The organism is Echinicola strongylocentroti, from assembly GCF_003260975.1.
In the GTDB taxonomy this organism is placed as follows: Bacteria; Bacteroidota; Bacteroidia; order Cytophagales; family Cyclobacteriaceae; genus Echinicola; species Echinicola strongylocentroti.
Map to the genome: position 1 here is coordinate 3,134,994 of NZ_CP030041.1, position 20,424 is coordinate 3,155,417.

Here is a 20,424-nt window from a genome sequence, read left to right on the forward strand (position 1 = left end):
TAAGCGATATTGTTTGAACGCAGAGTTAATACATAACTCGGTTTGACCACCTCTGGTATCTCTTAATCTGTTATTTCCTGAATTGGCTGTCCACTTGCGCCATTCGGAATACGGATATCAAGAAGCATGGAGATCGTAGGGGCGATGTCCGTGATTGTACAGTACTTTGAACTTTGTCCAGGCTTTACATTCCACCCATAAAATAATACAGGGACATGGGTGTCGTAAATAAATCCCGTGCCATGGGTAGTTCCCCTGGAAGAATTGGTCAGCCAAGCCGGTTCCAAAATCAATAGCACATCACCAGATGCCTTATGGTTAAAGCCCATCTGAAGCAAGTGCTTTCTACCTTCCGTATATTCAAAACGCTTCATATCCGCTGCGGTATAAGCCTCCTTAACACCATCAAAACGTAGCATAAAATCGGCAATATCCCGCTGTACTTCTTCCAAGTCTAGGTCTTTTTCAGCAATTAATGGTCTGTTCAGAAAAATTTGATCATTGGAAGTGTTCAGGATCCAGTCGCCTTCTCCATAATTCGCTCGGGTGAAGCCCTTCAATTGGGTAAGGGCAAATCGTGAATCAAAACTTCCCGTGGGCACGTCCATGCTTTTGAAATAATTTACCACATCTGCCACCGCATGGTCAGCTGTCAAGAACACCAAATATTCCCCTTCTCCGTATTCTTTATCCAAGTAGCCAAAAAACTCTTCCAGCCCCTGGTCCAGTCTTAGGTAGGTATCTTCCAACTCCACAGAACTGGGGCCAAAACGATGTCCCACATAGTCAGTGGAAGAAAAGCTAACCGCAAGAAAATCAGTTTCGTCGCCTTTACCAAGCTCTTCACCCTCCAAGGCCGCATACGCCATATCCAACGTCAGGTCATTGCCAAAAGGTGTGCCTGCGATAAGGCCTATACCGTCATTATTCTCCATAAGCTCTTCCAAATCATACGGAAAATCAGTGGTTTCCCTCCCAATAAACGGTACCTCAAATTCATTGTTATCTTCTACACTTTGGACATATGTCTTGATGTTGTAAAGCGGCTTCCACGTATTGGAAAGGTATTTTTGCGCCAATTTCTTATTGTTAAATTTCTTTAACCATTTAGGCACTTCCTCTTTATAGTAAGTAGAGGTCATGAATTCTCCGGTGTTCTTATCAAACCAATAGGCATCCCCCAAGTGTCCGGCAGGAAGAGCGGCTCCTCTATCCTTTATTGCCACCCCGACTACTTTGGAGCGTTGGTTGGTAGATAGCCTGAGCTCATCGGTAATCGTAGTGGTCAACATGTTTCTTGGCGAGATCTTGCCGTTTTTCTCTGTACCTCCCACTGCACTTACGGTACTGTCTTCTGCACAATAAATCATTCTTCCAAGATCCCGGACATACCAGTTATTTCCTACGATACCGTGTGTCGCTGGCGTGGTACCTGTATACACTGAGGAATGGCCAGGGCCAGTATACGTTGGAATATAATTGTAATGGGCATTCTTCATCATGAAGCCCTCGTCCATCAAACGCTTAAAACCTCCATCAGTATAGCGGTCCTTGAATTTATGCAAATATTCGTAGCGCATTTGATCCACTACTATGCCAACAACCAACTTTGGTTTTTTGGTACCCTGTGCAAAACTCACTAGGGCAATTAACACGGCTAGGCCGGTAAGAAAAGTCTTCTTCATGTGTAACACTTCTTTTAATGATCAGTAACTGACAAATTTAATGATTATGTCCTTATTCAATGTAAATTTTTAGTGAAGTATAGAGACGATGTAAATTAAAAACGATAAGTGGTAGATGTAGTTTAGGAATGGTATCCATTTAGCATCAAAACGAACCTTCCTGTAATAATTGTCGCAAAATACCCCTATCATTTATATATTCGGGAAATTTAACCATTATGAGAATATTAAGAACCCTCTTGTTTTGTCTGCTTTTATCTGGGCTACAACAGCTCAGCGCCCAATCGTACTTTGATGATGGGCTGGGTCAAGATTTTCACCGCGAAAGAAGAGCCACATTAAGAACGCTCCTTCCGGGCAATTCCGTTGCTGTTATTTTTACCAATCCTGTAAAAAACCGCTCCAATGACGTTGACTTTATTTATCACCCCAATACCGATTTCTTTTATTTGACAGGATACCGTGAGCCCAATGCAGTCCTGCTGATCTTCAGTGACGATCAAGAAATAGACGGACAGACCACCAATGAGGTGATCTATGTCCAACCTCGTGACGAAAATGCCGAAATGTGGAATGGCAAACGCCTTGGTATAAAAGGAGTCAAGGAGAAACTTGGGTTTGAACAGGCTTTTCTGAACACTGACTTTGGCACAACGCCCAAATTGGATTTCCAGCAATTTGACCATATCCTCACTTTTAGCCTTTCTGAGGCCATCGAAGAGAGTAGCGCCAACAAAGAGATGATGGCCATGCGGGGGCATTTTAAAACCGAGACTGCCTATCCGGAGGAAATGTCAGAGGTAACCAATAAAATGTACTCACTTATCAGGGCGACTGATTTAGAAAATTCCGCCAATGTGGCCCAAGTCATTGGTCGCTACCGAAAATATTACCCTGAAGTAGAAAACGATGCTATTCTCATGGAATTCGCCAATGCTGATTCCCCTGAAAAGAGAATGGCTATTGCAGACAAAATTCCTTCGGAAAAGCTGGACGTAAGTGCGCTACCAGAAATGATGACAAAATTACGGGGTGTCAAGACAGCGGCTGAGATCGGCATGCTGAAAAAAGCCATCCGTATTTCTGCCATTGGTCAGATAGAGGTCATGAAAGCATTAAAACCCGGCATGTCCGAGCGTGAAGTACAGGGCATCCATGAGTTCGTTTACAAACGCTATGGAGCCGAAAATGTAGGCTACCCCTCCATCGTCGGCGCTGGCAAAAACGGCTGTATCCTCCATTATATCTCCAATGACCTCAGGGATCCTGACAAGCGGCTTATGCTCATGGACCTCGGTGCTGAATGGAGAGGCTACACAGCAGATGTGACCAGGACCATTCCCCTCTCAGGAAAATTTACCGAAGAAGAAAAAGCCATCTACGACTTGGTGTACGAAGCTCAAGAAGCTGCGATGAAAGCCTGTAAGCCAGGGGTAGCGTTTGGCGAAATCAGCAAAATCGCCCAGCGGATCATCAATGAAGGATTGGTAGAACTCGGCATCATCATCCGTGGCCAACGTCATCGGTATTTCCCACACGGTACCAGCCACCATCTAGGACTCGATGTCCATGACCGGGGCGCTTATGGCCCTCTGGAAACCGGCATGGTCCTGACTGTAGAACCTGGCATCTATATCCCAGAAGGCAGTGATTGCGATCCCAAATGGTGGAATATTGCGGTCAGGATAGAAGATGACGTAGTGATCACTGATGATGGCTTTGAAAACCTCTCTGCTGACGCTCCAAGAACCAGCGAAGATGTGGAAGCCATGATGGCACAACCAAGTGTTTTGGAAAATTGGGTACTCCCTGAACTCTAGTGACAAACTAAAACCCGGAATATGCATTAGCCTATCTGCCTCAGTAGACTGGCATTGATTCCGGGCGATTACCTGTCCCCAATTAGCGCTACTCAATATTTTCCAGCTCGTCCAAGAAGGTTTTGGCTTCTTGCAACTCTTTGGAAGGGTAACGCTTCAGGATAAAGACGATGATTGCTGCTACCACAATGCTCCCAGCAGCTATTTGCCAAAGAAACCCACTCCATTGGTACATGTCGATACCAAGGAAGCCTTTGGCCAATACGATTAAAAACGGTACAGTGTACAGGGGAATCAATATCCAAAGCAACTTGATATCCAATCGCTCCAAATACTGTAAGCGGGCCACTTTTAACTGGGCTTCCACCACGGCGTCTTCGCTATGAATACTATAAAACAACCAAATACGGTAAATCACCATCCCCAAGCTGAAAATCGCCCCTAGCAAAAGAATAATCGCAGGTACCATAAATTGGGTTTCGCCTTGGTGATCACTTAAAAATTGCCCCAAAAAGCTCAGCCAAACTATATCTACTCCCAGTTCTATAAAAGTAGATAGCTTCTGCTGTACCAACCCATACCGCACTTTTTGACCTGCTAGCTCCTTTAGCAACTGCTTGTTTACCAATTTTAATGCCTCTGGCCGGTCATTGTCACGCTTCCACAATGTGCTTATCTCTTTGTAATCCATGTTATTTGTTGGTTAAACCCGGAATATGCATTAGCCTATCTACGCCACGGCGCACAGGTATTACGTCCTGATTCCTAATTCATAAACCGGTTTAATGATTCAAAATATTCCTTTAGCTGTCCCTTTATCCGATGGAGCTTGGTGGATACCAAGCTCGGAGTGACTCCCATCACCTCGGCGATTTCCTTGTTCTTACACCCCTCCAAAAACAACAGTATCAGTGCTTTGTCTGTAGACTTAAGTGTATCAATGAACCGGTAAAGCTGATTAATGCGATCGTCAAGATTTTCATCAAAGGCCGTTGTTTGACGGTATTCCTGTGAATATTCTCCTTCCCGTTTTCGCCTAGAACTATCCTTTCGCAGAAATGAAATGGATACATTCAGTGCAATGCGGTAGGTCCAAGTACTGGTAGAACGTTCGGGCACATACTTAGGGAAAGCCCGCCAAAGCTGTAAAACGATCTCTTGAACAAGGTCTTTTTGGCTCTCCACATCGTAGCTATAGATGCGCGCCACTTTGGTGATCATCGCTTCATACTGCTCCAAGTAATCTTTAAAATCTTTTTCCAGTACCTGACTCATGGTGTAAGGTTTTCGCTTTGCTGCCTTTATCCTATTATTCGCAGCAGGTAGAAAAATGTCACAGAAATTAAAAAATAATCCTTTACCTTAACAGAAAGCACCCGATTTTGTCGTGGTAAATCGTCGAAAAAACTGCATTTGCCAATTACTTTTTTTGATCAAGCTTCTTCAGTTCCTACGGAACTTACCCTTTTGTGTGTAATCATTCTTTCAGCCCCTCCCGCCATTCGGCAATCTAGTGTCAAGCCAAACTTAAACCTACGTGTAATCCGGTGTGTCTTTTGGCCTATCTCTACGTTGCAAAAAGACTTCCTTAGCTACGGATAGGGGCGTTTTTTGCGCCTTGATCTCGTCCAAAATCCACTACCGCCTTACCCGTCATTTAAGCGTTGACTTGACCCTAGGCTACTGCGGTTTCCAATGTACAAATCGGGGCAAAGTGCCAGCGGCACGATAAATTTTGTAACCTGCGGATTCATCCGCAGGAGCTCAAGCTCTCCTCAACCTCCCGAAGGGGTGCCAGCGGCACGGATGATAGCTATGCCTACACGAAAATTGTCTCCCTTCAAAACACTAAACGCATTTGCCCTGCTTAGGATCACCAAACTCAACGAATATATGCTGGATAACAGCTACACATAGTGTCCGCTTCCCTTAATATGTTCACAAAACACCTGCCTGAATATTTTTCACTGAATAACAAGGAATTAGCACTATATTATTTGTGATTTTACAATTTAAAACACGTAAAATACCATTTCAAAAATATATTTGAACTACGTTTTTTCATTAATGAATTTCGTTTTTATATTTACAAAAATGGTGATTGTTTTTACCAACAATAAGTAATGGCCTGAACTACCTTACTTATATAACAGAATACCTCTACTACATTAATTACTACTTAGGGTGCTGATCCATACGGGAACAGACATCCACCACTAATTAACTGGAATTTTTAAGCACACAACTACTCCTCAAAACTATGAGACCATCTAAAACAACTCATTTAGATGCCGAGCATTTCTTGGCATCTCATGAAGCGTCATCTCCACTTTTGGAAGACATCCTATCTGACCTGAGCTTCGATGCGCCCACCTCTGTCATCGACCAGCCATTTGTGAACCTCCTCCACCAAGTGGCCTTTACTCATCCAGATAAAACAGCCGTAGAATATCAACAGCAAACTATTTCCTATCTGGACCTAGAAGAAAAATCCAACCAGATGGCATCCTTCCTCGCTGATGGAAAAGTAAAGGAAGGTAGCATTTTGGCCATTGCACTGGACAGGTCTATCGAGATGGTCATCGCTATGCTGGGTATCCTTAAAGCGGGCTGCGCTTATCTCCCTGTGGATCCTAAACTGCCCCATGAGCGTATTCAATATATGCTGGAAGACGCCGATGTCCAGCTGATCATCACCTCAAAGCCCCTCCTTCAAGAAGTCCGCTGCAAGGCCGAAAAACTCCATATTGACACCTTGCTCCCCATTCTTGACGCATATAGTCCCGCATTTGTGGACCGCATTTCAAGTGCTTCTTCCTTGGCCTATGTACTTTATACTTCAGGATCAACAGGTAATCCTAAAGGGGTAAAAATCAGCCATAAAAACCTCACCAATTTGCTCCTAAGTGTGAAAAAAAAACCTGGGCTCAACGCAAAAGATAGATTGCTCGCTATTACCACTATCTCTTTTGACATTGCGGGAATAGAACTTTTTTTACCATTGATCACCGGAGCCACTGTTGTACTGGCAGAGGCCACTGCCATCAAGGATGGAAGGTTATTGCACAAACTCCTCCGAGAAAAAGATATTTCATTTATGCAAGCGACTCCTGCCACTTGGAGGATGCTTGTGATGGCAGGGTGGGAGCAGCCCCTTCCACTTCGTATTTTAAGTGGAGGTGAAGCCTTTCCCAAGGACCTTGCCTTACTACTCCTGAGACGCTGTGATGAAGTATGGAACGGATATGGTCCTACGGAGACCACCATTTATTCCACCATGAAAAAACTCGCCATCACTGACCCTGTCATCACTATCGGCAAACCCATAGCGCATACAGGCATTTATGTGCTGGATGAAAACCAGCTACCGGTTAAGAATGGCACCATAGGCGAAATCCATATCAGTGGAGAAGGGGTGGCCGATGGTTACCTGAACAGACCAGAACTGACGACCGAACGCTTCGTACCCAATCCTTTTTCACATAATTTTCCTGTACTTTATAAAACAGGAGACCTTGGCCGTATCTTGCCGACAGGTGATATCGAATGCCTCGGCAGAATAGACCACCAAGTCAAAATAAGGGGCTTTCGAATTGAGCTCGGAGAGATAGAGCAACAGCTTCTAGAGGAAACGGCCATCAAGGAAGTCGCCGTACACCCTTGGGAAGATACACCGGGCAATAAGCGACTGGCAAGCTATGTGGTATTAAATGATCCCTCCCAAGCTGCAGAAGGGACGTTTGCACAGCTGGTCACTAATTGGAAGGAAAACCTTTCCAAAAAATTGCCGGAATACATGATTCCAGCCGACTGGATACCAATGGACCAACTGCCCCTTACGGCCAACCAGAAAATTGACCGGAAAGGGCTTCCCAAACCAAAACTCCAGCGTACTGCATCTCTTGATGCTATCGAAAAACCAGGCACAGAAACAGAAAAAACCATCCATGCTATATGGTGCAAGAGCTTCCGAGTACCTTCTATATCGATCGACACGGATTTTTTTGACATGGGAGGACATTCCCTCTTGGCGGTAGAGGTAATGACCAAAGTGGATCGTGAATCGGGTAAAAACCTTCCCCTGACAACACTGTTTAGCTACCCTACCATCCGGAAATTTGCGGCACACTTGGACCAAAGCAGCAATGACCATGAATGGCGCTCCTTGGTACCTATTAAACCTAACGGTCACAAAACACCCATCTATCTGGTCCATGGCATGGCAGCCAATGCAGGGACCTTCTTTAAATTTACCAATCGCCTCCATGAAGACCAGCCCATCTATGGGCTCCAATCCAAAGGTCTCAATGGAAAAGATGCTCCTAACCATACCATCCAAGAGATGGCGGAACACTATGTCTCTGAAATCCTGGAACACGATCCTAATGGCCCTTACATTCTTGGGGGGTATTCTTTTGGTGGCTATGTGGCCTTTGAGATGGCAAGGATCCTCATAAAAAAGGGTAAGACTGTCCAATCAGTTATTATGTTTGACACCCAGGCAGTCAATTTACCTCTTAACGACCACCTCGATGACTCAGCACTTTCTAGGCTAAAAGCCAAATTTGTCAAAAAGAAAGTCGAGTTTCAGGTAATGCTGAAAGCTCCAAAGGCTTTTCAGCAAATAAAAACCAGGGCTGCAAAAAGAAAGCGATTACAATTGCTCCAGAAAATCGGCAGAGCCGAAGCCCCCACTTCAGATGACCGCACTGCGGTGATCAAACGGATCAGAGCGCTTAACTACCAAGCAATGATCAGTTATCGCCCACAACCCTTGGAAGTGCCTACAGTGGTTTTCAAAGCGAAAATCGTCCCATCCAAATCCAGCGACCACTGGGCAAATGGATGGACAAACTACAGCAACAACGTAAAGGTAATACCGGTAGAAGGAGACCATTTCACTTTGTTTGAAGAGCCCTTTGTGGATGATGTGGGGAAAAAACTAAACATGCACCTCAAGGAAAGCAGCCATTAGCCTTCTTTTTTTTTGGATAGCAAAGGGAGCAAAAAAATCAGCTTATGAAATCACGGAATTAGAACGAACTTCTTCCGTGATTTCATCATTCCAAAATATATGTGCGCTATATTTCCTCTTGGTCGTACTCAGGTGCCAAGTGACCAAAACAGCACGTCCTGAATATTAATCATCACTGACGACCATTTTAAATCCTTCCCCATGTAGCGTGATGATCTGTACTTTGGGATCGACTTTCAGGAGTTTTCGGATCTTGCTGAGGTAAACATCCATACTCCTCGCATTAAAATAACTGTCATCTCCCCAGATTTGCTTAAGGGCATAACTTCTGTTTACCGGCTTGTTCAGTTCAGCTACTAGGAGTCGCAAGAGCTCATTTTCCTTGGAAGTAAGCTTGTGCCTGCCTTCGGGGCTCTCCAGCAATTGCTCATCATAATGCAGGACCAAGTCTCCAAACGCATAATTCTTCAACGCCTGGGGTGCGCCATCGTCTTTTTTGGTGCGTCTCAGGATAGCCCCAATGCGCAGAAGAAGCTCTTCCATGCTAAAGGGCTTCGTAATATAATCGTCAGCACCGATCTTTAGGCCTTCGATCACATCGTCTTTCATGTTCTTTGCGGTAAGGTAGATTATCGGGAGGTCTTCTTCTATCTTCTTGATGTCCTTTCCAAGGGTAAACCCGTCTTTTTTAGGCATCATAATGTCCAGAATGGCCAGGTCAAATTTACCTTTTTTGAAATTGGACCAGCCTTCCTCGCCATCTCGGCAGAGCTTGGTATCGTACCCTTTCATGGTCAAATATTCCTGTAAAATGTCACCCAAGTTGGGATCGTCTTCCACTACTAAAAGTCTTGCGTCGCTCATTTTTTTCGAGGTAAATTGATCGTAAATGTACTTCCTTTATTAATCTCACTGTCCACAGTGATTTCTCCATTGTGCTCTTCCACCATGGTCTTGACATAGGCCAAGCCCAAACCGAACCCTTTTACATCATGGACATTCCCTGTAGGCACCCTATAAAACTTATCAAAAATCTTCTTCACGGACTCTTTTGTCATCCCCATCCCATTGTCCTTTATGGTGATGACAAATCCTTCTGCGGTTTCCTTTACTGTTAGATTTATCAGAGGTTCATCCCTTGAATACTTGTTGGCATTGTCTAGCAAGTTATTGATGATATTGGAAAGATGAAAGGCATCTGCTTCAATAAAGGGGTCTTTTACATCAATATCCAACAAAATACTTCCCCCGTTTTTCTCCACTTGAAGGTCAAAGTGCTTTTTGGCATCTCTTAACAGCTCCACTAAATTGACCTTCTCAAACTTCAGCTTGAAATCTTTTTTATCCAATGCAGCCGCTTGCAGTACTTTTTCGACTTGAGAGCCCAATCGTTTGTTTTCATCTTTGATGATACCAAGGTACCTGTTTCGGAACGTATCCTGATTGATCAGATCTGGATCCTGAAGTGCCTCTACCGCTAAGCTCACCGTTGCAATAGGCGTCTTAAACTCATGCGTCATGTTATTGATAAAATCATTTTTGGTCTCCGAGAGCTTCTTCTGTCGAATGATGACCTTGATCGCATACACAAAACACAGGATAATGATCAACAAGAAAACCAGTGAGCTGGACAAAGGTAGCCAGATCTGCTTTAGAATGTGGAGTTGTTTTGAAGGAAAGTGGATAAGGATAAAGTTTTCTTGGCTTATCAGGTCACCAGGAAAAAGCTCTGCTTTGATATTGTTCTGGTTAAACGCTCCCTGATCATTAATGGAATTGACAGGAATCAGCGTATCCTTGCTGTTCAAAATCGCCAGTTCAAAACTCCCCGTAATCCCTCTTTTCTTCAATTGTGAAGCAATATCCCGATGCAGCCGCGTAGTATCCACCCTGAGGAATATGTTTTCTTGGGCATCCGCCAATAACTGCGTCATGACCACATTCATCAACTCAATTTTCTTATTGGCCTTGACAATATTCTCAGCGGCATTTTCGGAAATATTGTATTCGTCTGTAATGAGCGCTTCGCGATTGACCATATAATCCTGCACCTGCACGAAACTGTCCCGTCTAGCTACAAATTCAAGGTATTTTTCCTTTTCTTTCAAATAGATGGCCATTTCATCCGGTGTAAATAGCTGCTTGGCCACAGAAGCTGGCAATTCGAAGTATTTCTGAAGTTCAAACTGACTTTCGGGTTTCCCCCCTCTAGAGGCTATCATCCGCTGAAAGGTCCGGGACACCTCAGGCACCTTCTGTTTAAAAATGGAATCCATCACTGACGGCCTTCTTTCGATCGATATGGACCGCCGGACGTTAAACTCAATGGGCTCTATTTTCTGGAAAAGCATCTGCTTGAATATGCTGTCCTTGGCCATGGCATTCAGAATAACATCACTCGTCTCATTTTTTTCAAGTTTGGTAATGCTCGCCGCCAAAGACTGGTAGACATTCTGCTCAAACCGCTCCTGATTTATCTTGATGGCATTGGCCACCCAGTAGTACTGGAAGCCCACCAAACCCAAGCAGGCCAGCGACATTAACAGAATGATAATTTTCATTTTTGCCTTAGACATCTTACAAATTTATAGGTTCTTGTCAAGTAAGCCCGAAGCTTAACAATTTTTAACAAGGTTTAACGGAGAGAGCATAGAATTATATTTCGTAAATATGTATATTCATAAGGTTAAAATAAATTATATTACCATAAATACATTACGGTTTAGTGGTTCACACAATAAAAACCCTTTTTACACTTAACCCGTATCGCCATGAATACAAAATTTAGATGGGTAATGGTGGCCTGCTGCTGCTTTGCCATCTCTGCGGCTAGTTTTGGCCAAGAAGAAAATGCATCGACCAAGTATTACCTGAACGTAACTTCTGAAAAGAATGGTATCAAGGAGGACATTTCCAAAACTTATGATGGCCGTGCCGTCTTGGAAAAAGACGCATTTTTCAAATCACTGGATATCGACCTTCCAAGTGGCTCCTATGACAAACTAATACTGGAAACTACCGTAAATGAAAAGAAGGTTAGCCTTTCCACGGTAAATCCGCTGTCCACTTCTAACAAAAACATTGCAGGGGCGCAGCAGGATGAGGAGGTACACGTAGAGCTATTCAAAGGCGGAAAATCCGTTAAGGTAGTCAGGGGCAAGCCCTTGGAGTTTGACCGGCCTTATGCAGTAGGGAATCCTACCAGGCAAAGTGGCTTAGCGTTTCTTGCAGAAGAGACGAACGGTGGAAATACCAGGATGTACAGCCAGGAACGCGAGGTAGAAATCTTTGCATTCGACAAGGACGAAAATGGACAGCTCCAAATTAATGACGCAGAAGCGGACAAGACCATTGAACGGTTGGAACGCTTAATCGACGAGCTCAAAGCGGCCAAAAAACACAACCACTGAATTCTTTCATAAGAAGTACCTAATATATGGAGAAAAGGAAGGCAAGGCCTTCCTTTTTTTGTTGGTCAGCCTTTTCTATCTTTGCCCTCTTAATTTATCTATGGATGTATCATGACTATTGACAACCAACAATACAAGATTCAGGGTGTACCAGTTTTGGACATCGCTGCGGAGTACGGCACACCGGTATATGTCTATGATGGACAAAAAATACTGGACCAAGTGACCACATTGCAAAACGCTTTTTCCTCGGTCAACTTAAAGATAAAATACGCCACTAAGGCACTGTCCAATATCAACATCCTAAAACTGATGAAAAAAGCAGGGACAGGTGTGGATGCGGTATCTATCGAGGAGGTGAGACTCTGCCTGCATGTTGGCTATCAACCGTCAGAAATCATGTTTACCCCCAACTGTGTTTCCTTCGAAGAAATTCAAGAAGCAGTAGACCTGGGTGTCATGATCAATATTGACAACATCCCAATGTTGGAGCACTTTGGCACCCACTATGGCAACAGTGTCCCGCTTTGTATCCGGCTCAATCCGCACATCCTTGCTGGCGGAAATGCCAAGATTTCTGTAGGACATATCGACAGCAAATTCGGGATTTCTATCCTGCAGCTAAAGCATGTGCTCAAGATCGTGGAAGTCCACCAACTCAAGGTAATCGGTCTCCATGTCCATACGGGATCTGACATCTTGGATGCGGAGGTATTCCTTAAAGGTGCCGAAATCCTTTTTGATGCTGCAAACGAGTTCCATGACCTGGAATTCCTGGATTTTGGGGGAGGATTTAAAGTAGGCTATAAAGAAGCCGATATCACCACGGACATTGCCGAAGTCGGCAAAAAAGTGTCCGCCGCATTTAAGGATTTCTGTCAGGAATATGGTAGAGAGCTCGAAATCTGGTTTGAACCTGGCAAATTCCTGGTAAGTGAATGTGGCTACCTACTCGTCAATGCCAATGTCATCAAATCTACTCCTGCTTCGACATTCATTGGGGTAGATTCGGGCCTGAACCACCTGATCAGACCAATGATGTACGATGCTTATCACGGCGTGGATAACATCTCCCGAATCACAGGCCCTGACAGGGTGTATACCATCGTCGGGTACATTTGTGAAACAGATACCATCGCAGCAGACAGAAAGCTCAAAGAAGTCAAAGAAGGTGATGTCTTGGCTATCAAAAATGCCGGAGCCTATGGATTCAGCATGGCATCCAACTACAACTCCAGACTACGGCCTGCAGAAGTATTGGTACTGGATGGAAAGGCACACCTGATTCGTGAACGTGAAAGCTTTGAAGATATCTTGCGACACCAAATAGATATAGGACTATAACTAAAGGGTTTAAGTGATATTTACCAATTTTATCACAGATAAAACTTTGAGCATTAGCAGTATATAATTAAATTAGCAATGTAGTAAAACCAAGCACAAGCCCTGGTAGTAATAATTTAATTCACCAAAGCCCGGAGCCAACTCTCCGGGCTTTATTTTTATGTGTATCCTCAATGTTGCAACTAAGGAACTATTAATTAAATGCTCTTATTGTTTTCTGTTCTTTTATTTAGGTGTAAAAAAGTTTTCAAAGGTCTTCATGAGTGCAATGCATTTCCATTGATGAAAAAAACCAAAGATCTAGGTCATGAAGCCTCCCGTCACTGCGGGCAAGATATTCAAATTGAGTAAATTTGGTTTTAAAAAAAAATCTAGGCCGGTTGTATGCCTTTTAAAATGGGACATGGGTTTTCCCAGCGACGGGGATCTGTTGCCATTTTAATTTCAGTCCGGTGGCTACGGCCTAAAAGCGAGTGGGTCTCGCTGTTCCAAGGCCCGAGCCTACTCCCTTCCCTAACGGCCTCCACCACCTGCTGAAAAACAAGCATACCAAGGGCCGCCATAAAACCGACACCTTTTTTTGGCTCAGGAGGGCTTAATAGTTCAGGTTGTAGGGCCCGTTTTTCCCCTTGCGCATTTTTCTTGGACTGCACTGTCCCTTTCTGGAATCCTCCACTGCCGAACTTATCTGGTCGATATAATGGAAGAAATGGCCGGTGAGCTGCAAAAACAGAAAAAGAGCTTCTTCAACAGTTTTTTCGTCAGGGCCAGGGCAGAGGAATTGTTGAGCATGGGGATACGGTCTTGCTTGTTCCCAGATTGCTTTTTGGTCTTTAAGACAGGCGTTATACCGCTCTGAAACCTTTCCATTTCCTGTGCCTGCTACGGGGGTTGAACAGCCGGCACACCAACATATCGAGCCTTTTGAAGACCTTGTGGCACAAACCTGTCCTGCACTGGCTGAAGGCCCCTTTTGTCTCAGAGGTGGCCCCATCAGGGAAAAAATTCGAACAAATAAGCTTGAAGTGAGTAAGTTGTCTTGGTAATGATAAAAAGAACAATTGCCTCAAAAGACAATCGCCTCTTTATGACAAAGGAATTCAACAAAAGTCTGCTTGTGTTGATAAATTTTTCATCATTTAATTTTAACTTTAGTTCATTAAGAAGCTGAATTTTGGAACAGACGTCTACTGCTTTTGTCGGCGGCTGTTTTTGTTCTGCTAATACACAGATTTACAGCTAAATATATACTAACTAAACGGAGTTGAATCTGGATTTAACCTATCCATCATGGAAAAGAACTGGCTAGAACTGGTATCACTCGTTGGCAAAAAAATCACACTAATCCCGCTACAGCCCTCCCACAAAGCTGGGCTAATAACGGCTGCCAGTGATGGAAGCCTTTGGGAACTTTGGTACACGAGTGCCCCTTCTGCTGAAACAATGGACATGTATATCTCCGAAGCACTCCAGCAACTGGAAGACCAAACCAGCCTTCCCTTCGTAGTCGTGGACAATAAAACCCAAAAAATCATTGGCTGTACGCGCTTTATGAACGTGACCGCCAAGCATAAAAGACTGGAGATTGGTTCCACTTGGTACGCCAAAAGCGCCCAACGAACTGGTATCAATAGGGAATGCAAATACCTGCTGCTAAGCCATGCCTTCGAAAAACTCGGTTGCATTTGTGTGCAGTTTAAGACTGACTGGTTTAACCAAACTTCCAGAAATGCCATAGCCAGATTGGGTGCCAAGCAAGACGGCATCCTCCGCAATGACCGTTTGAATGCAGATGGCACCTATCGGGACACGGTGGTTTTTTCGATCATCAACCAAGAGTGGCACGGCGTCAAAAAAAGCCTGCTCCTCCAGATGGATCAATATGGTGAATAGGATGCCTGTTTCACTAGCGCTAACTTTTCTTCTTACTTGTCGTATTTTATACCTATCACTTTAAAACTATTTTATGAAACCCTTTTATGCCCTTACACTGATTGCCGTTTTTTGCCTTATGAGTTTCTCCAAAGCACAAAATCCCCAACCATTACCATTTGAGGACATTAGTACCTACCCAGATGCATATACTTCTGGTACTGTCGCCGCTAGAATGGTGGAGAGCCTAGGATTTAGGTACCGCTATGCCACACAAGGGCTGGAAGAAGAAAACATGGATTACCGGGCATCAGAAGTAGCCAGAACCATAGGGGAAACAATGGATCACATCTATGGATTGAGCATTGTGGTCCATAATTCAGTTATCGAAGAAGCATACACCAAAAAAGATGGCCTCGACCTAATGGAAGGCAGGGAAGAAAGCCTACACTTGCTAAAAGCCGTCTATGATCGACTTTTGATTATGGATGACAAAGAAGTATCCGCTATAAGTGTACGCGATGAACACCCTTTCTGGATATTGATCAATGGTCCTTTGGTAGACGCCATTTGGCACAGTGGACAGATCGCCACCCTCAGAAGAGCCGCAGGCAACCCAATGCCAAAAGGTGTCAATGTCTTTCTGGGAAAATACAGCGGTAAAGTGGAGGAATAGGTCTTTGTTGTTAACCACATAGTAACATAGGACACAATAGCCTTATATTTAACTGATCCGTGTTTTCAATATTCCTTCCGCCTTAGTGCCTCTTGTGGCATGTTTTTTTGCCACGAAGGCTCGAAGTCACAAAGGAAGTTTTGGTGGAGATGATGCATTCTCCTGTTGTTCCGACAGCTGTGCTGCGGAACCCCGAAAATTGAGTTTATAACTCAATACTACTTGCTTGAAGGTGTGCTTTTAAAGATGGTTTATGGTTAACCACATAGGAAGAGTTTAGAACACATAACTCAGCTAATAACGCTATGTTTTTTATGTGCCTATGTTGTTCAAATACACCTGGCAAAGCCCCATAAAAGATCAAAGACCACTTTTCTTAAGTGACCAAATAGCATTACAGTAGGGGCAAGATTATCGGTACTTTCAATACTCCTTCCGCCTTAGTGCCTCTTGTGGCTTATTTTTTTGCCACGAAGGCTCGAAGTCACAAAGGAGGTTTTGGTGGGGATGATGCCTCCTCTGGCACCATTATTTAAAAATAGCTTAGTGACTTGGTGTCTTTGTGGCCTTCAAAAGAAACAAATCAGCGTTCCATCATTTAGCATTATCAGGAACTGATCAAAGCGGGATGCTGTTAGAAAGGGCAAGATTTTAGGAATAGCAATCATAACCAATCGTACATGCTGAACTTTGAATTTAAGAACCCGACGAAGATCATTTTTGGCCAAGGCCAAATGGAGAAAATAGCTACTGAAATTCCTTCCGGATCCAAGGTGCTTATGACCTATGGCGGAGGGAGTATCAAAAAGAACGGCATTTATGATGCGGTAACAGCCGCATTGAAGGATTTTGAGGTCGTCGAGTTTGGTGGCATTCCTGCCAATCCCGAGTACCATCAATTGCTGGATGCGCTGAAGGTCATCAAAGAAGAGCAGGTCACCTATATGCTGGCAGTGGGTGGTGGATCGGTCATCGATGCCACCAAGTTTTTGTCTTCTGCCGCACTTTACGACGGTGAAGAGCCTTGGGATATTTTGGCCAATAAAATCCGGACCGAAGAAGGCTTGCCCTTTGGGACAGTGCTGACAATTCCGGCGACAGGCTCGGAATCCAATTCCGGTGCGGTGATCTCCAACCATAAAACGGGCGAGAAATTTTCAATGGGTGGTCCAGGGCTATTCCCACAGTTTTCGCTTCTTGACCCTACCGTCATCCGGTCCCTTCCCGAAAGACAACTTGCCAATGGCGTGATGGATGCTTTTTCCCATGCGCTGGAGCAATACATGACCTATCCGGTAAAAGCTGGCTTGCAAGATCGTTTTGCAGAAAGCATCATGCAGACCTTGATAGAAGTGGGGCCGCAAGTGATGAAGGATCCCACCGACTATGATGCGGCGGGGGATTTTATGTGGTGCTGCACCATGGCGCTCAATGGTCTCATCCAAAAAGGAGTGCCTACTGACTGGGCTATCCATGCCATGGGCCACGACCTAACGGCACTTTACGGAATCGATCATGCACGTACGCTGGCGATAGTCGCTGGCAGCCACTACCGCTACAACCTAGACAGGAAAAAGGCCAAACTGGCTCAATATGGCGAGCGCGTGTGGGGAATTATGGATGGTACGACAGAAGAAAAGGCACTTGCAGCAATTAAGAAAACAGAAGAGTTTATTCAATCGCTGGGCATAGACACCCACCTGTCAGCCTATACAGATAAGTATGAAAATACAGCCACGGAAATCGCCGATCGGTTTACTACAAGAGGTTGGATGGGGCTCGGAGAGCACAAAGATCTCAGCCCGGCTGATGTGGCGAAAATCGTGGAAATGGCGTATTGATGGATAAAGAAATTAAAGTTTGGGTAATCCACGATTAGGAATTATCAATTCCGAAGACAGATGAAGCAGATTTGTGATACCTTCTATTGACTGATTGCAAATCAGGTTAATTTGGAATAGGGATGGCAGGTTCCGAACAGTTAGTGGCTCGAACGCTTATATATTTCTTAACCCCAAGAGACTCCCTAGAGGTGTTTGTTGGGGTTATTTTTTTTCTTCATATTAGATAAGTGGTTGGATGATGTTTTTTGATGATACGCTTTCTTGCCAGTAGGTTTTATTTCTCACGGAATGCGCAGAACTCCCGGAATGAAATAAGGTTTTCTGAGAATCCCGTGGTTTCTGATTACTGGAATCATTGTGGATATACATGAATTTTTAATAACTTATCAGTGATAATCGGTTACACATCGGGTTTCCAGTGTGTACAAAAACCTGAAATAACTTTTTATTTTACCTTCATTTATAATAGGATAAGCATGACAAGAAATGAATTTTTGAAAAAATCGGGAGTTTTGGGTGCTTCCATGGTTTTGTTGAGTAGTTATGGCTGGAAGTACGCTGATCCCCTTGCTCCTGCAAAACCTGTAAAAGTAAGTCTTCCCAAAAAAGGAGAAGACCTCATGGGATATATTACCAGGAAGAAAGGAAAGTTCGACATTGATCTTTATCGCCAGCTGATAGGGGCCGCAAATGCCTTCAAAGAGGGTGATGCCACAATGGGTATTGCGGCCAAGGATGATAAATCTCGGCAGCATGCACGAACACTGCTAGGAAATACAACAATTCAGGACATCAATAATCAACTGGTGTTTAGGGATGAACTGTATGACCTGATTTTGGAGACAACGGATCAGCGGATGCGCACGGAGCTGGAGTCGTGGAGAATGGGGGAGCTGAGGGATTTTTTGCTCACTGAAGATGAAATGGCGATCAAAAAGGTCATGCCCGGACTGACCAGTGATGTCATTGGCTGTGTGGTGAAATTAATGAGTAATGAAGAATTGATTCAAGTCAGCCAAAAACTATTTAACCCGTTGTCCGGAAGCAAGATAGGAAGTAAAGGGTATTTGAGTGCACGGATTCAGCCCAATTCCCCTACGGACAATCCAGAAGATATCGCATGGCAGGTGTTTGATGCTTGGTCGTATGGGGTGGGGGATTTGGTATTGGGTACCAACCCGGTGTCCAGTGAGGTAGGTTCAGTGGGAAAGATAGAAGCTACCTTGTACGATATTTTGGTCACCTTTGGCTTGGAAGAGACTATGCCCAATTGTGTTTTGTCACATATAGATGTACAGGCGGCGGTGGAGGAACAGCAGCCGGGCACCACGGGGATTTGGTTTCAAAGCCTTGCAGGGACCGTAAGTGCCAATCGAACATTTGATGTTACCCTTGATAAAATGAAAGGTTATATGTCCGAAAGGCAGGGACAGTACGGTCTTTATGCCGAAACTGGTCAGGGAGCAGATTTTACCAATGGACATGGAGAGGGCTTTGATATGGTGCTTCACGAATCAAGAAAGTACGGTTTTGTCAGCGCCCTGAAAGCACAATTGGAAGCAGAAAAATCCTCCGGTGGGGCACCATGGGTACATGTCAATGATGTAGCGGGCTTTATTGGCCCGGAGGTTTTTAAGACAAAGGAACAGCTGGTGAGGTGCTGCCTGGAGGATACCTTGATGGGAAAACTCCATGGACTATGCATCGGCTTGGACATTTGTTCTACGCTGCACATGGATGTGGACTTGGAGGACCTGAACTGGTGCATAGATGAGGTGATGCCTGCTAATCCTGCCTACTTGATGGCACTGCCTACCAAAAATGACCCCATGCTGAGTTATTTGACTACTTCTTTTAGTGATCATGTACGTGTCAGAGAGAAGTTTGGCTATAAAGTGAATGATGCCATGTGGCGTTTTTTTAAGCGTATCGGCGTCATTGGGGAAGATAATCAGCCCACGATTCACTTTGGGGATCCCACTTGGGTTTATTACCAATATTGTTTGGCAAAAGGTGATCTTAGAAGCCGTGAAGAGATTTTTGCTGATGGCAAAAATAAAATCCGTGCCATTCGCCAGCGAGGTGTCCCCATTGCAGAAGGCTATGGGGATGAAATATGGGAATTAGAACCCCAATTGGCCAGGCAAGTGCAGCAGCTGTATGATGATGCTAAAGTCAGCTTATGGACTGAAATGTCCTCGACATTTGTTCAGGAAATTCCATTGGCCCTGCCCATCATTACTCAGTCAAGCGACCGAAAAGACTATGTATATCATCCCGAGACGGGCGAAAAGCTGAGCATGGAAGCAGAGCGAACGCTTCGCGAGTTAAGTGCCTCGTGGCATGATGAAATTCCTGATGTGCAAATCGTGGTTTCGGATGGGTTGAATGTCAGGGCCTTGATGGACCGCGGGCACTTGGACGAATTTCTGAAGGCCATTGGCCCGGCCTTGGCCGGTGAAGGATATCGGGTGGCCGATAAACCGATTGTCATCCAGCATGGAAGGGTAAGGGCGGGCTATGCATGTGGAGAATTGCTTTTTGGAAATAAAGGAGTACAGGAGAGCTGCAAAGGGATTTTGCATATCATTGGAGAGCGCCCGGGATCGGGGCATCACAATTTTTCTGTTTACCTGACGGCTGCCAATCCCACTGTTTGGGCACAAAAAGGCACCGTAGATCATAATATTTCCCGTGTGATTTCCGGCATCTCCGATACATCCCTGAAACCGGAGATGGCAGCGCGGCAAACTACTCAGATTTTGGGACAATTGTTTAAAAAATATGCCTGATGCGAC

At 44.5% G+C, this 20,424-nt stretch carries 14 protein-coding genes; 8 read left to right on the plus strand and 6 right to left on the minus strand.

Annotated features, from left to right (window positions below; translation table 11 throughout):
- Positions 1–62: 62 nt before the first annotated feature.
- Positions 63–1,685, minus strand: a complete 1,623-nt coding sequence (gene pafA, locus DN752_RS12175) for an alkaline phosphatase PafA (RefSeq protein WP_112784197.1) — start codon at positions 1,683–1,685, stop codon at positions 63–65.
- Between the two features lie 218 nt (positions 1,686–1,903).
- Here pafA and DN752_RS12180 point away from each other — a divergent pair, with 218 nt between their 5' ends.
- Positions 1,904–3,505 (plus strand): aminopeptidase P N-terminal domain-containing protein, encoded by a 1,602-nt coding sequence (locus DN752_RS12180; protein WP_112784198.1) that lies wholly within the window; start codon positions 1,904–1,906, stop codon positions 3,503–3,505.
- Between the two features lie 88 nt (positions 3,506–3,593).
- Here DN752_RS12180 and DN752_RS12185 read toward each other — a convergent pair whose 3' ends face one another.
- Positions 3,594–4,196, minus strand: a complete 603-nt coding sequence (locus DN752_RS12185; protein WP_112784199.1) for a hypothetical protein — start codon at positions 4,194–4,196, stop codon at positions 3,594–3,596.
- A 74-nt stretch (positions 4,197–4,270) separates the two neighbouring features.
- A complete protein-coding gene (locus DN752_RS12190; RefSeq protein WP_112784200.1) occupies positions 4,271–4,780 on the minus strand; it encodes an RNA polymerase sigma factor in 510 nt (169 codons plus the stop codon).
- 985 nt (positions 4,781–5,765) lie between these two features.
- On the opposite strand from DN752_RS12190, the gene DN752_RS12195 reads away from it, so the two are divergent.
- Positions 5,766–8,480, plus strand: a complete 2,715-nt coding sequence (locus DN752_RS12195; protein ID WP_112784201.1) for a non-ribosomal peptide synthetase — start codon at positions 5,766–5,768, stop codon at positions 8,478–8,480.
- A 165-nt stretch (positions 8,481–8,645) separates the two neighbouring features.
- Here the strand turns inward: DN752_RS12195 and DN752_RS12200 are convergent, their stop codons facing one another.
- Positions 8,646–9,344, minus strand: a complete 699-nt coding sequence (locus DN752_RS12200; protein WP_112784202.1) for a response regulator transcription factor — start codon at positions 9,342–9,344, stop codon at positions 8,646–8,648.
- Positions 9,341–11,041, minus strand: a complete 1,701-nt coding sequence (locus tag DN752_RS12205) for a sensor histidine kinase (RefSeq protein WP_170134452.1) — start codon at positions 11,039–11,041, stop codon at positions 9,341–9,343. The genes DN752_RS12200 and DN752_RS12205 overlap by 4 nt, the downstream gene beginning before the upstream one ends.
- Before the next feature lie 210 nt (positions 11,042–11,251).
- Here DN752_RS12205 and DN752_RS12210 point away from each other — a divergent pair, with 210 nt between their 5' ends.
- A complete protein-coding gene (locus DN752_RS12210; RefSeq protein WP_112784203.1) occupies positions 11,252–11,890 on the plus strand; it encodes a hypothetical protein in 639 nt (212 codons plus the stop codon).
- A 111-nt stretch (positions 11,891–12,001) separates the two neighbouring features.
- Entirely contained in the window at positions 12,002–13,234 is a 1,233-nt protein-coding gene (gene lysA, locus DN752_RS12215; protein WP_112784204.1) for a diaminopimelate decarboxylase, read from the plus strand.
- 595 nt (positions 13,235–13,829) lie between these two features.
- Here lysA and DN752_RS12225 read toward each other — a convergent pair.
- Positions 13,830–14,228, minus strand: coding sequence for a hypothetical protein (locus DN752_RS12225; protein WP_112784206.1), 399 nt, complete (start codon positions 14,226–14,228; stop codon positions 13,830–13,832).
- Between the two features lie 296 nt (positions 14,229–14,524).
- Between DN752_RS12225 and DN752_RS12230 the strand changes: the two genes are divergently transcribed.
- The 4 genes from DN752_RS12230 (at position 14,525) to eutB (ending at position 20,418) form a co-directional block, all read left to right on the plus strand.
- The gene (locus tag DN752_RS12230; protein WP_112784207.1) at positions 14,525–15,127 is read left to right on the plus strand and encodes a GNAT family N-acetyltransferase; all 603 of its coding nucleotides are present in this window, start codon (positions 14,525–14,527) and stop codon (positions 15,125–15,127) included.
- Between the two features lie 73 nt (positions 15,128–15,200).
- The gene (locus tag DN752_RS12235; protein WP_112784208.1) at positions 15,201–15,782 is read left to right on the plus strand and encodes a hypothetical protein; all 582 of its coding nucleotides are present in this window, start codon (positions 15,201–15,203) and stop codon (positions 15,780–15,782) included.
- Positions 15,783–16,462: 680 nt separating this feature from the next.
- Positions 16,463–17,623 carry an iron-containing alcohol dehydrogenase gene (locus tag DN752_RS12240; protein ID WP_112784209.1) on the plus strand — a complete coding sequence of 387 codons (1,161 nt, stop codon included), beginning with the start codon at positions 16,463–16,465 and terminating at the stop codon, positions 17,621–17,623.
- 479 nt (positions 17,624–18,102) lie between these two features.
- Entirely contained in the window at positions 18,103–20,418 is a 2,316-nt protein-coding gene (gene eutB, locus DN752_RS12245) for an ethanolamine ammonia-lyase subunit EutB (protein ID WP_112784210.1), read from the plus strand.
- The last annotated feature ends 6 nt before the right edge of the window (positions 20,419–20,424 follow it).

What these genes read in the sequence shown, in the direction of transcription:
- pafA (WP_112784197.1), bottom strand. Translation starts at nt 1,685, where the DNA reads ATGAAGAAGACTTTTCTTACCGGCCTAGCCGTGTTAATTGCCCTAGTG.
- DN752_RS12180 (WP_112784198.1), top strand. Translation starts at nt 1,904, where the DNA reads ATGAGAATATTAAGAACCCTCTTGTTTTGTCTGCTTTTATCTGGGCTA.
- DN752_RS12185 (WP_112784199.1), bottom strand. Translation starts at nt 4,196, where the DNA reads ATGGATTACAAAGAGATAAGCACATTGTGGAAGCGTGACAATGACCGG.
- DN752_RS12190 (WP_112784200.1), bottom strand. Translation starts at nt 4,780, where the DNA reads ATGAGTCAGGTACTGGAAAAAGATTTTAAAGATTACTTGGAGCAGTAT.
- DN752_RS12195 (WP_112784201.1), top strand. Translation starts at nt 5,766, where the DNA reads ATGAGACCATCTAAAACAACTCATTTAGATGCCGAGCATTTCTTGGCA.
- DN752_RS12200 (WP_112784202.1), bottom strand. Translation starts at nt 9,344, where the DNA reads ATGAGCGACGCAAGACTTTTAGTAGTGGAAGACGATCCCAACTTGGGT.
- DN752_RS12205 (WP_170134452.1), bottom strand. Translation starts at nt 11,041, where the DNA reads ATGAAAATTATCATTCTGTTAATGTCGCTGGCCTGCTTGGGTTTGGTG.
- DN752_RS12210 (WP_112784203.1), top strand. Translation starts at nt 11,252, where the DNA reads ATGAATACAAAATTTAGATGGGTAATGGTGGCCTGCTGCTGCTTTGCC.
- lysA (WP_112784204.1), top strand. Translation starts at nt 12,002, where the DNA reads ATGACTATTGACAACCAACAATACAAGATTCAGGGTGTACCAGTTTTG.
- DN752_RS12225 (WP_112784206.1), bottom strand. Translation starts at nt 14,228, where the DNA reads ATGGGGCCACCTCTGAGACAAAAGGGGCCTTCAGCCAGTGCAGGACAG.
- DN752_RS12230 (WP_112784207.1), top strand. Translation starts at nt 14,525, where the DNA reads ATGGAAAAGAACTGGCTAGAACTGGTATCACTCGTTGGCAAAAAAATC.
- DN752_RS12235 (WP_112784208.1), top strand. Translation starts at nt 15,201, where the DNA reads ATGAAACCCTTTTATGCCCTTACACTGATTGCCGTTTTTTGCCTTATG.
- DN752_RS12240 (WP_112784209.1), top strand. Translation starts at nt 16,463, where the DNA reads ATGCTGAACTTTGAATTTAAGAACCCGACGAAGATCATTTTTGGCCAA.
- eutB (WP_112784210.1), top strand. Translation starts at nt 18,103, where the DNA reads ATGACAAGAAATGAATTTTTGAAAAAATCGGGAGTTTTGGGTGCTTCC.